This window comes from Chloroflexota bacterium (genome assembly GCA_020850535.1).
GTDB lineage: Bacteria > Chloroflexota > UBA6077 > UBA6077 > JACCZL01 > JADZEM01.
Genome location: JADZEM010000198.1, coordinates 1 through 11,392, shown reverse-complemented (window position 1 = coordinate 11,392; position 11,392 = coordinate 1). Strand labels below are relative to the sequence as shown.

At 69.2% G+C, this 11,392-nt stretch carries 9 protein-coding genes; 5 read left to right on the top strand and 4 right to left on the bottom strand.

Annotated elements, in window-relative coordinates; translation table 11 throughout:
• Positions 1-295 precede the first annotated feature (295 nt).
• Positions 296-1,114, top strand: coding sequence for an alpha/beta hydrolase (locus IT306_28540; GenBank protein ID MCC7372396.1), 819 nt, complete (start codon positions 296-298; stop codon positions 1,112-1,114).
• A 21-nt stretch (positions 1,115-1,135) separates the two neighbouring features.
• Here IT306_28540 and IT306_28535 read toward each other — a convergent pair whose 3' ends face one another.
• Genes IT306_28535 through IT306_28525 form a run of 3 tightly spaced genes read right to left on the bottom strand, consistent with a single transcriptional unit; the run spans position 1,136 to position 4,552 of the window.
• Complete coding sequence (locus tag IT306_28535) at positions 1,136-2,350, bottom strand: acyl-CoA dehydrogenase family protein (GenBank protein ID MCC7372395.1); 1,215 nt, start codon at positions 2,348-2,350, stop codon at positions 1,136-1,138.
• Between the two features lie 13 nt (positions 2,351-2,363).
• Positions 2,364-3,443, bottom strand: a complete 1,080-nt coding sequence (locus IT306_28530) for an AI-2E family transporter (protein ID MCC7372394.1) — start codon at positions 3,441-3,443, stop codon at positions 2,364-2,366.
• Entirely contained in the window at positions 3,440-4,552 is a 1,113-nt protein-coding gene (locus IT306_28525) for a DedA family protein (GenBank protein ID MCC7372393.1), read from the bottom strand. Before IT306_28525 ends, IT306_28530 begins: the two co-directional genes overlap by 4 nt.
• A gap of 422 nt (positions 4,553-4,974) precedes the next feature.
• On the opposite strand from IT306_28525, the gene mgtE reads away from it, so the two are divergent.
• Together mgtE and IT306_28515 are read left to right on the top strand one after the other, a co-directional pair.
• Positions 4,975-6,342 (top strand): magnesium transporter, encoded by a 1,368-nt coding sequence (mgtE, locus tag IT306_28520; GenBank protein ID MCC7372392.1) that lies wholly within the window; start codon positions 4,975-4,977, stop codon positions 6,340-6,342.
• A gap of 101 nt (positions 6,343-6,443) precedes the next feature.
• Positions 6,444-7,157, top strand: coding sequence for a hypothetical protein (locus IT306_28515; protein ID MCC7372391.1), 714 nt, complete (start codon positions 6,444-6,446; stop codon positions 7,155-7,157).
• A gap of 437 nt (positions 7,158-7,594) precedes the next feature.
• On the opposite strand, the gene IT306_28510 is transcribed toward IT306_28515, so the two are convergent.
• A complete protein-coding gene (locus tag IT306_28510; GenBank protein MCC7372390.1) occupies positions 7,595-8,716 on the bottom strand; it encodes an acetamidase/formamidase family protein in 1,122 nt (373 codons plus the stop codon).
• A gap of 389 nt (positions 8,717-9,105) precedes the next feature.
• Here IT306_28510 and IT306_28505 point away from each other — a divergent pair, with 389 nt between their 5' ends.
• The gene (locus IT306_28505) at positions 9,106-9,348 is read left to right on the top strand and encodes a hypothetical protein (protein ID MCC7372389.1); all 243 of its coding nucleotides are present in this window, start codon (positions 9,106-9,108) and stop codon (positions 9,346-9,348) included.
• Positions 9,349-9,950: 602 nt separating this feature from the next.
• Positions 9,951-11,174, top strand: a complete 1,224-nt coding sequence (locus IT306_28500) for a tyrosine-type recombinase/integrase (GenBank protein MCC7372388.1) — start codon at positions 9,951-9,953, stop codon at positions 11,172-11,174.
• Positions 11,175-11,392: the final 218 nt, after the last annotated feature.

Genomic DNA, 11,392 nt, shown 5'->3' with positions numbered 1-11,392 from the left:
GTTCATTGGTGTCCCCGAAGCATCATGGAACGGGCGGTCGGGGACTGAAGTCCCCGCCTACAGTCACGCCGTCGCTGCGCGACGGACACCGGGCACGGACAGGGACTGGTGAGACTACAGCGTCGCGCAGCGACGGCAGGATCGTAGGCGGGGCTTTCAAGCCCCGACGCGGCGGCACGACGACATCAACATGCAATCGCCCTGCGTCTGCCGCGCCCCGCCTCGACAGGCGGCGACCCAGTAGCGCACCCTTCCCCCGGCGCCACGCAGGCGGCGTCAGCAGAAGGGATCAGCCATGCTTGTCGAGCGGACGTTCGATACCGGGACCGTGTCGATTCACTACGTGGAGGAGCCGAGCGACGGGCCGCCGCTGCTGCTCCTGCACGGCATCGTCTCGCGCTGGCAGAACTTCCTGAACGTGCTGCCGGCCTTGACGCCGCGCTTCCACGTCTACGCCGCCGACCTGCGCGGGCATGGCCGGTCCGGCCGCGTGCCCGGCCGCTACGGGCTGATGGACTACGCCGAGGACGTCATCGCGCTGCTGCGGCATCTCGGGAACGGGCCGACGGTGCTGATCGGGCAGTCGCTCGGCTCGATGATCTCCATCGGGGTGGCCTCGGAGGCGCCCGAGCTGGTGCGCGCCGTCGTGTTGGGCGATCCGCCGCTGGGGGCGTTTGACGGCCGACCGTTCGGGATGCGGCCGGAGTACGCGCGCTTCTCGGCCCAGCGGGCGTTGGCGCGCGAGGGCCACAGTGTCTCAGTCTTGTCTGCAAAGCTGATGGCGTTGCAGCCAGCCGTGGACGCCGTGACCACCCGGGCGCGGGCGCACACCCTGAGCCAGATCGACCCCGAGGTGCTGACGCCGGTCATCGAGAACACCGCCGTTGAGCACTACGACCTGGCGGACCGACTGCGTCGGATCGGTTGCCCGGTGCTGATGCTCCAGGGGAATCCGGCCCACGGCGGGGCGCTCGAAGACCGCGAGGCGCAATGGGCCGCCTCGCTGATCCCGGACTGCACGCACGTCACGCTGCCGGACGTCGGCCACGGGATCCACACCGAGGCCGGCCCGCGGTACAGCTACCTCGTGCCGACGTTCCTGGAGTCGCTGTAGCGCACCGTTCCCCGGCGAGGCCTACAGAAACGTCGGGTCGGGGTCGAGGCCCAGGAGGTACGCGCCGACCGTCTCGAAGTGGCTCTGGCGGGCCTGGATCTGCTGGCTGACGGCGTGAAGGTCGCGGAAGCGGCGCTCGAACGGGTTGGCGGCGAAGATGGCCGACGAGCCGGCCGCGTGAAACGCCGTCTGGGCCACATCCATCGCCTGGTGGATGCCGAACGTCGCGGCGAGCCGGATGCGGACGCGCAGCTCCATTGGGAGCGGGCCGGGACCGTTCGCCTCGGCGACCGTCCAGGCGTCGCGCAGGGTGGCGTGCAGCAGGGCGCGGGCGGCGTCCAATTGGGCCGTTCCGATGGCGACCTGCCGCTGGATCACGGCGTTCTCGCGGAGGGTTGCGCGCAGGCCGCGCGGCGTCTTCTCGCTCGCAAGCTCCACCAGGGCGTCGAGGAGGCCTCGCGCGATGCCCAGCGCCACCGAGGAGAAGCCGGACGAGAAGAGGTTGCCCCAGGTGAACCGGTAGAGCGTGCCAGCCTCGCGGCGGGTGGCCGGCTCGACCCGGGCGGTGTGGCCTTCCGGCACGAACAGATCAGCGACCGTGATGGTATCGCTGCCGGTGCCGCGCAGGCCGCTGACCTGCCAGACGTCTTGCAGGGTGGCCTGGGCGGCCGGGAAGAGGATCGTGCGGGCCTCCTGTGCGCCGCTCGGCAGCAGCCGGGGTGCGCCGTCCGCCTCGAAGATCGGGGCGGTGATGCCGCCCAGCCAGGTCGCGTGGTGCGAGCCGCTGGCGAAGACCCACTGTCCGTTGACGCGGTAGCCGCCATCCCCGGTGGCGTCGGCGCGCGCACCGACCGGCTGGCCCCAGGCGAGGACGGCGCGCGGATCGCCAAACGCCTCGTGGGCGGAGGCGGGGTCCATGTAGGCGGAGACCATCGAGCAGCCGGACGCCTGGCAGATGCACCAGGCCGTGCTGGCGTCCGCCCGGGCGATCTCTTCGAGCACCTGGACGAAGGCGATCGGCTCGACCTCGTGGCCGCCAAGCGAGCGCGGCAACAGCATCCGGAACAGGGCGTTGGCGTGGAGCAGATCGACGAGCGCGGCCGGCAGCTCGCGGCCAGCCTCGATCTCGGGGCCCAACGCCTCGATCCGCGGGCGAAGGGCGCGGGCGGCGTCGAGCAGCTCGGCAGACGAGCGTGCGGAGGGGGCCGGACGCAGCGGCCCGCGGTCAGTCAGCATCTCGTCAAGCCTCCTACGACGGTGTATGGACGGTCGGCGCAGGCGCGTGCGGCGTGGAGCGGTGCGCCGGCGGCAGGGTCAGGGGTTCCTCGACGGCGAGGGGTGGGTAGAGCGTGTCAAGGGTCACCCGCAGGGCGGCGGCCGTCGGCACGGCCAGGATCGCCCCCAGGATACCGCCAATCGCGCCGCCAATCAGCACCGAGACGATCGGGATGAGCGGGTGCAGGTGGACGGCCCGCCCGACGACGAACGGCATCACGAAGTGATCTTCAAGCTGCCGGAGGATCAGGTAGGCCAGCGCCACGCCGGCCATCGGCCCGACGCCGCCGTGCGCCAGGGCGATCACCGACGCGATGGCCCCGGCGAGGATCGGGCCGAGCAGCGGGATGACCTCAAGGACGCCGCTGACGATGGCGATGGGCAGCGCGAACGGCAGCCGGAAGATGAACTCCAGCACACAGTAGTTCACGACGATCATCAGGCCGATCAGGAATAGCTGGCCGCGCAAGAACCGCCCGAGCACGGCGTGGACGTTCTGCCCGACCTCGCGGGTGCGCCGCCGATGCTCGGCCGGCACGAACCGCAGCAGGTACGGGCCGACGCGGCGTCCGTCGTACAGGAAGTAGAAGAGCGCCATCAGCGTCAGGAACACTTTCACGACGCCCTCGATGGCGTGCTGGAGCAGTTGAAGGGCGTCCGACGGCCGCCCGAGGATCTCGTTCATCTGGAGGCGAGTCCATCCGGCCAGCGCCCGCACCTCGACGACCTGGCCGAACACGTCGAGCGTGTCGCCGCCGACGAGCTTGGCGAACGCGCCCTGCACGATGTCCGGGCCGGCCGCGCGGAGGGCGCGGATCTCGGCGGCGAGGCGCGCTTCGAGGAACCAGACCAGCCCGACGAGCGTGCCGATCAGCAGGACGGCGAAGACGGCGACCAGGGCGGCGCGTGGCAGGCGGGTCCGCTCCTCCAGCCGGTCGATGAGCGGACTGAGGATGTAGGCGAGGATCGCGGCGATCACGAACGGCGCGAGGACCGTCGTCGCAAAGCAGGCGACGAGCGCCAGGATCGCGAAGGGCAGCAGCAGGCGGATCATGCGGGCACACTCCGGCGCGCGGTCGCCGTGGCGAGAGCCGGGAAGGTGAGGCCGAGGGTGACGCCGTAGATGGCGAACCGGCCGACCTCGATGATGACGGGGATCGGGCCGGCGTCGAGGCTCACGCCGAGCATGCCGGCGCCGGTCGCCGGCAGCAGGACCAGCAGTGACCACACCAGTGGCGCGACGGCGAACAGGGCCCCGCGCAGGGCGGCCGGCCCGCTCAGGTGCGATTCGAGCAGGCTGTAGAGCGCCCCCCAGAGAAAGGGGAAGAGGAGGGCCAGGAGGGTCATCGCGATCATGACGATCCGTAAGGGCGTCGCGCCGTCGAGATCGACGGCGAACAGCCGGTGACTGGGCGCATCGTGGACGAGCGCCCGGGAGAGGTCGAGCAGGAGGTTGGCGGCCAGCATCGACTCGACGGCGGCGAGCAGGCCGGCCAGCAGGCCGCAGCGGAGCCGGTCGGCGGTGGTGATCGTTGGGACGTCGTCGTTGGGGCTCTTGCGGACCAGCCGTCGCAGCCAGATCGTCAGTCCTACGAACAGTATGCCCCAGACCAGCAGGCCGAATGGCAGGTGCAGGGTGGCGGCCACGCGCAGGACGGGCGGGCCGAAGGCGTACCCGACCAGGACGACGACGATCAGGTGCAGGAAGCCGCCGAGGGCCAGGGCCGGCAGGTAGCGACGGAACGGCATGCCAAGGATGCCGGCGGCGATGGCTGTCATGATGCAGAGGCTGGGGACGAGCCGTCCCAGGACGATGGCTCGGCCGCCGTGCCGCTCCAGGGCTTCCTCGGCGGTCTTGAGCCGCTCTGGCGTGGTGCCGACGTAGCGTCCGACCCGGTTCAGGACGGCGTGCCCGCCGACGCTGGCGATCCAGTAGAGGATGCTGCCGCCGATGATCGTAGCCAGCTCCAGCACGAGCAGCCCCTGGATCAGGCTGAGCTTGCCGGCGGCGGCCTGCACGCCGACGAACGCCATGAGCAGGTCGCCGGGGATCAGCGGCGGCAGGCCGGCCTCTTCGAGCAGCAGCAGCACGAACACGACACTCAGCGTATGGTCGTCCAGCAGACGCCAGACCACCTCGGTGAGGTGAAACCACCAGGTCATGCGGGCTGCGCCACGGGCGCACTCCTTCGAGCGTCGTCACGAATCCGGGACACGCCCATCATCGCACGGCCGGGGCCAGCGTGCGCCAGCGTCTCTGGAGACTGCTGCAAGCCTGGGCCGCGGCGATTCAGGCGATCTTTAGCTGATCTTTAGCCAGTCTTCAGGTCGGCGTGTCGGCTGTGCGCGCTATAGTGACTGGGACATGAGTACCGCAGACCCTGCCAGTCACCAACCCTGCCAGTCACCAACCCTGCTGTGGGCGCCTGCCCGCGCTGGAGTGTGCTGACCGCGCCGAGTAGCATGGTCCCTGCCTGACCGGGGCTGTCCACTTGCCGAGGCCGCGCCCTCCCGCCGAGGAGGGCGCCTTCGTGTCACCCGTCTGCGCTGCTGCCTGAGCGGCAGCGCGGCCTCGGAGGTGGATGATGGAGACCCGCGTCCTGGATGTGCGCGCCATCGTGCGCGCGGCGCTTGCGGATGGCCACCCGGTCCCGCCGACCCTGCTCCCGGATCTGCTCAAGGCGGCCTCGCGGGCCGACCTGACGGAGGCCCTGGCCGATCTCCGCCCGGACGAGCTGGCGACGCTGTTCGCGCGGCTCGGCGACGAGGCCCTGGCCGACCTGCTGACCGAGCTGGAGCCGTTCGACGCGGCCCGCCTGCTCGGGAAGCTGAGCCGCGCCCAGGCGGCCGATGTCGTCGAGGAGATGGACCCCGACGACGCCGCCGACGTGATGGGCGAGCTGCACCCGCACGAGGCCGAGGCGATCCTCGACGAGATGGAGCACGAGGAGGCCGAGGATGTTCGGCACCTGCTGACCTACGCGCCGGAGAGCGCGGCCGGCATCATGACGCCGGACTTCGTCTCGATTGCGCCGTACCTCGCCGTGGATGAGGCCCTCGATCAGCTGGGGCGGGTGGCCGAAGAGGCTGAGACGATCTACTACGTGTACGTGACCGAGCCGTCCACCGGGCAGCTTCTGGGGGTGCTCTCCCTCCGCGGCCTCGTGCTGGCGCCGCGCTGGAAACTGGTCTCGCAGGTGATGTCGCCCGACGTGGTGCGTATCCGTGCGGACGCCGACCAGGAGACGGCAGCCAGGCTGCTGAAGGAGCATCACTACCTGGCGCTGCCAGTGGTGGACGAGACGGATCGCCTGCTCGGGATCATCACGGCGGACGATGCCTCGGATGTGCTGCTCGAAGAGGCCGGCGAGGACATCGAGCGGCTCGGCGGCTCGGAGCCGCTGGACGAGCCGTATCTCCGCGCGAGCATCGGCCACCTGTTCCGGAAGCGGATCGGCTGGCTGCTGGTGCTGTTCGTGGCTGAGGCGTACACCGGCACGGTACTGCGGCACTTCGAGTCAACGCTCTCGGAGATGGTCTCGCTGGCGTTCTTCATCCCGCTGCTGATCGGCACGGGCGGCAACACCGGCTCGCAGACGGTGACGACGCTGGTCCGCGCGATGGCGACGGGCGACGTGCGGCCTGAGGACTGGTGGCGGGTGGTGCGCCGCGAGCTGGCGGTGGGCTCGCTGCTCGGGCTGGTGATGGGGGTGGCGACGTACGTGCGGTCGTGGACGCTGGGGGTGGGCCTTGAGGTGGGGCCAGTCGTCGCGATGACGGCGCTGTGCATCGTGATCTGGGCGGCGGCGGTGGCGGCGGTGCTGCCGCTGGTGCTGCGGCGGCTGCGCATCGATCCGGCGGTGGTCTCAGGGCCGTTCATCACGACGCTGGTGGACGGAACGGGGCTGTTCCTGTACTTCACGGTGGCGCGGCTGATGCTGGGCCTGGATTGATGCCCGGTAGGCAGCGAGTGTCTCTTGTCACCCTGGCTCCTGGCTCCTGGCTCCTGGCTCCTGGAACTTGTACCCTGGACGTGCTTGCTGGAGGTGGTCGCATGTCTGGTCGACCGGTCCTGATCGCGCTGCTGTTGTTCGCCATTGTCTTTGCGCCGCCGCTGCTGCGTTGGCCGATGACCTACCTCCCGGTCCATGCTGAGGCGGGACGTGAAAGCGCGGCGGATGGCCTGCGTGCGCGCCACGATGAGACGGTCGACCTGTCCGGCGTGGCCCAGAGCAACGAGAACGAGAAGAAGGATCGGGAAGAGCGGCGTGGGCGCGAGGACAACCAGCACGAGGACAACGAGAACGACGACTGGACGCCGCCTCCGCCGCCAGTGCGGCAGTCGCCGCCGCCACCCCCACCGTCGTCTGTGCAAGCGTGCCTGGGGAACGGCGACGTGCTGACGTTGATCCTGGATGATGGCAGCGTCACGGTGCGGGCCTTTCAGGGCGGGCTGTCGGTGGAGCTGTCGAAGGTAGACGCCGGCAGCGTGCCACCCCCGCCCGGCGGCATCGTGGGGGATCTGGCGTTTCGGCTGGCGGCAGCGTCGTGCGGCGGCTCCGGCCTGGAGCAGTTGCCGGGCGCGGTCAACCTGGGCGTGGGCTACCGCAACCGTGTGGGGGAGCGCGTGGACGAGGCACGGCTGGCCCTGATGCGCTTCGACGGGCAGAACTGGACCGAGGCCCCTGGCAACGCGCCCGACCCGAACAACAACTACGTGTCGGCGTCGGTGACAGGGCTGGGCGTGTACGCCGTGGCGCAACGGTAGGGAGTGGCTCGCGTAGTCGAGCCAGTTTGGGGGCACACACCTGTCGTGTCGCCCCCGACCGCCACGAGTCACGAGCGCCCGCACCTGTCATCCCGACCGACACAAGGGATGATCGTCCTCGTGCCGTCATCCCGACCGATGCGAGGGATGATCGTCCTCATGCCGTCATCCCGACCGATGCGAGGGATGATCGTCCTCATGCCGTCATCCCGACCGATGCGAGGGATGATCGTCCTCATGCCGTCATCCCGACCGCGGCGAGGAACGAGCGACGTGGAGGGATCTTCCTTGCATAGCCACGAAGGGGAAGATCCCTCGGCTGCACTCGCAAGCTCGTTCCGCTCGGGATGACGGGGTGAATGGTCACAAGGCCTGCCCTGAGCCTGCCGAACGGGCCTTTTCGCCCGGGATGACGGTGAGGGATGCCCGCCCGGGCCTCACACGAAGATGTCGAGTGGCAGCACCGCGCTCACCACCACGTTCGGCACGTCCACCAGCTCGCTGATCTTCAGGTCGACCGCCACGCTGCAGATGGCGTACGCTTGCTCGCGGCTGTAGCCGCGCTGGCTCACGAGGTACTCGATCATCGCCAGCAGCGCGTTGCGGGCGGCCAGCGTCGCCTCTTCCGACTCCTGCCGGCCGTCCTCCCGCACCGAGAGGCCGGTGGTGGCGTAGAACCGTCGCGGGGCCTGGAAGCGCGGATCGAGGATGTACGCTTCGCGGCTGTACTGGATGCTGCGAATGCCGCGCGCCGCCGCCTCACCCTTGCGGAGGTGGAGCGTCCCGACGAACGTGCCACCCATCTCGATAGCCGTGCCGCAGACCTCGCCGTCGCCCTGCGCGAAGTGGGCGTCGCCGACGGAGAACAGCGCGCCGGGCTGATAGACGGGGATCAGCAGGGTCGTGCCCGCCGTCAACTGCTTGATGTCGAGGTTCCCGCCGATCTCGCGCGGGGGGATCGTGCGGAGGGCGGTGCTGGCGATGGCCGGATCGCGCGGGACGGCGGCCGTCGGGTCGGGTGGCAGCGCGACGCCGCCACGCGACGCGACCTCAGCCTCGCGGGCGGTGAGGGTGGCCCGCAGCTCGGCGGACGGCGCGACGCCGATGACGCCCATGAACGGCGCACCAGGGATCTTGACGCCGGGCAGATCGACAGAAGTGGCCCAGCCGTCGGCGATCTTCCAGCGGACGATGTGCGGCTCGGAGAAGAGGTCGCGCAGGAAGCCGAAGCCGGCGATCTGGGTGGTGAACCCGAACGGCTCGGGGCGAATCTCCTCGATGCGGACTTCCAGGAGATCGCCCGGCTCCGCGCCTTCGACGGCGACGGGACCGGTCAGCGGGTGGACGGGCATCAGGTCGGCGGTGAGGACGTCGGCAATCGTCGAGTCGGGCGTGAAGTGTCCGTCGAGGGCGTCGCGCGTCTCGAGGATGACGCGGTCGCCGGGCTGGACGGTGACGAGGGGCGGGATGGCCTCATGCCAGCGGTTGTGGCCGGTGTGTGGCTCGTCGGCCAGCTTCCTGGAGCGGTCGATACGGACGTGATGGGTCGCTCCTGCCATCTGGAACCTCCGTGGGGCGAACGGGGAGCAGCGCGGCAGTCGGCGGCGCGCCGCAAGCACGCGGACGATGGCTGGTATCGAAGCATGATGAGCGGCCAGGGTCAAGCCATGTTTGGCGAGAGTACGGTGGGACGGGCGCGTCGTGCAGCGTCGTCGGGGCTTGAAAGCCCCGCCTACCATCCTGCAGTCGCTTCGCGACGCCCCGGTCTCACCGGCCGACGCTGTTCCCGGCGTCCGTCGCGCAGCGACGGAATGAGTGTAGGCGGGGCTTGAAAGCCCCGCCTGCGCGTTTCATGGTGTTGCGGGAACATCAACGAACATGCGATCGCCCCGCGGGGACAGGGTCATCGGCGGGTCACGGTCACCGTGTCTGCAGTGAACAGCCCCTCGTGCTGCTTGGCGCCGTCCACCTCGACGTAATCACCAACCCTGATGGTCGGACACTGGCCGCCGCACAGCAGCTGGACGGTCTGCCCGATGGCGAAGCCAGTCAGCGTCTGAACGTATGCGGTGGCACGCATTCTGCTTTAGAGGCAAGACAAGAAGGAGGTGTGGAGATGTATTCGATCCTCTACATCATCGGAGCAATCGTCGTGATCATCGTGGTGCTGCGGCTGCTCGGTCTGTACTGATCGACAGAACGCACCAGCGAACCGTCATGAATGAGGAAGACTGAGGAGGGGAACGGCCATGTATTCGATCCTGTACATCATCGGCGCAATCGTCGTCATTATCGTGGTGCTGCGAGTGCTTGGCCTGATCTAAAGGGGCCGGCCGGGAGGGCAGGGGTGAGAACTTCCGCCCATACCAGCAAGAGAGCGGGCGAGGGGGTAGATCCTCAAGGGATCCGCCCCCTCGCCCGGTAAACATCCCGCGTCGGCAGGTATATGCACATAAACACTGAGTCTCATAACCAAAGACAAGCCATTTATGTGTAGTTTGTCCCACTACTCCGCCCTGTGACACCTTCGAGGCGCATGCCGGCCGTCCACGAACCGCCGCGTGCTCTACGCTTCCCCTGGCTGCTCGCGTCGACCAGCCGACAGCCAGCGCCGAGAAGACGCTCGGGCGGCGCCAGGCCCGGCCGCCACAGACACCAGCAGGGCACCCCACAGTGAGACACCCCTGTGACCTCGCAGACTTCGATTGGTCATGATAATGGGGACTAGCACGACCAGTCCGCATTTGCTAACCTTCGTCATCCTGGTCGTGCGCCGGTTTCGGAGGTGGTAGGGTGACGCTCTCGCGGTCCAGTGCTCGTGCCGGGGATACTCCTGACGCCGTCTCGCCGCGCGCCACGACGACAGATCGTCCGACGAGCGTGCCGCCTGACCGTTCCGCTGCGCCCGGCGATCTGCTCCAGCGCATCCAGCAGGACTCGGCCTCGGATGGCACAGGCGTCGGGGCCAGGGCAGCAAGCAACTCCGAAAGCAACTCCGAGGCAGTCATCGGCCCTGCGGCGCTCTCATCAACCGGGCCAGCCGGGCCGCTCTCGCTGACCGAGGCTCGCGCGCTTTTCGCAGGCTCGCTGGTCGGGCGCGCCCCGCGCACCCAGCGGACCTACGCCACGGCCCTCGACCGTCTCGTCGATTTCCTGGCCGAGCGCGGCATTCCGCCCGAGACCCCGACGCGCACCCTGCCGCGCGACCTCCTCGAAGGGTTCTACCTCTGGTGCGTGCGCCGCTATGGCACCGCCTCGCGCAGCTGCCCGACCTACCTCGCCGGCGCGCGAGCCTTCTGCCGCTTCCTCGACCGACACCAGCTTGCGCCCGACAGTTACGCTCGCCTACAAGCCGGCCTCGAGCAGGTGCTCGCCCGGCATCCGTACCGCACCCCGCGCATCGACGACCAGATCCCGTCGATGCTCCTGCACCTGGAGTCCGAAGAGCTGCCCCTGGAGCAGACGGCTCGCCTGGCCGCCCTGCGCGACCGCGCTATCCTGCGCGTCCTCTACACCACCGCCGTCCGGCGTGACGAGCTGGTCCGGTTGAACCGCGAGGACGTCGCCGATGGGCGGGCCAGCCAGGCCTTGATCACCGGCAAGGGCAGCCGCGAGCGTGTCATCTTCTTCGACCGCGCCACGATGGACGCCATCAAACGGTATCTCGAAGCGCGTGGGGATCGGCACCGCCCCCTGTTCATCCGCCACGACGTGGGGCGCGGCGCGCCCGGGACGCGCGGCGAACACTGGCGTCTCTCGGGCGACACCGTCTACGCGCTGGTCAAGCGGGTCGGATCGGCCGTCGGCTCACGGGCGACGCCCCACTCCTTCCGGCACGACCGTGCCAGCCTGCTGTTGAATCGAGGGGCGGATCTCTCCGAGGTGCAGGACATCCTCGGGCATGCCAGCCCCGAGACGACGAAGCGGATCTACGCCCACTACGAGACGAGCCGGCTCCGCGAAGCGTTCGACCGCTACACCCTGCCGCCCGAGAAACGGGTCACGGACGACGAGTAGGGTTGTGAGCGAGGTTTCGGGTTCTGGGCTTCTGGTCTCGGGGGCCGACGCAGGTGCGCCGCGGCTTCGGGGCATCTCTGCAACTCACAGTTGTCATCCTGAGCGCAGCGAAGGACCTCACCCGCTGACCGTCAACGCTCACCCATCTGCTGACGCTCGACGTTTGCGTCAGCGGTCAGCAATGAGTCTGTCATCCTGAACGAGCGAGCTTGCGAGCG

What these genes read in the sequence shown, in the direction of transcription:
- IT306_28540 (MCC7372396.1), top strand. Translation starts at nt 296, where the DNA reads ATGCTTGTCGAGCGGACGTTCGATACCGGGACCGTGTCGATTCACTAC.
- IT306_28515 (MCC7372391.1), top strand. Translation starts at nt 6,444, where the DNA reads ATGTCTGGTCGACCGGTCCTGATCGCGCTGCTGTTGTTCGCCATTGTC.
- IT306_28510 (MCC7372390.1), bottom strand. Translation starts at nt 8,716, where the DNA reads ATGGCAGGAGCGACCCATCACGTCCGTATCGACCGCTCCAGGAAGCTG.
- IT306_28530 (MCC7372394.1), bottom strand. Translation starts at nt 3,443, where the DNA reads ATGATCCGCCTGCTGCTGCCCTTCGCGATCCTGGCGCTCGTCGCCTGC.
- IT306_28535 (MCC7372395.1), bottom strand. Translation starts at nt 2,350, where the DNA reads ATGCTGACTGACCGCGGGCCGCTGCGTCCGGCCCCCTCCGCACGCTCG.
- IT306_28525 (MCC7372393.1), bottom strand. Translation starts at nt 4,552, where the DNA reads ATGACCTGGTGGTTTCACCTCACCGAGGTGGTCTGGCGTCTGCTGGAC.
- mgtE (MCC7372392.1), top strand. Translation starts at nt 4,975, where the DNA reads ATGGAGACCCGCGTCCTGGATGTGCGCGCCATCGTGCGCGCGGCGCTT.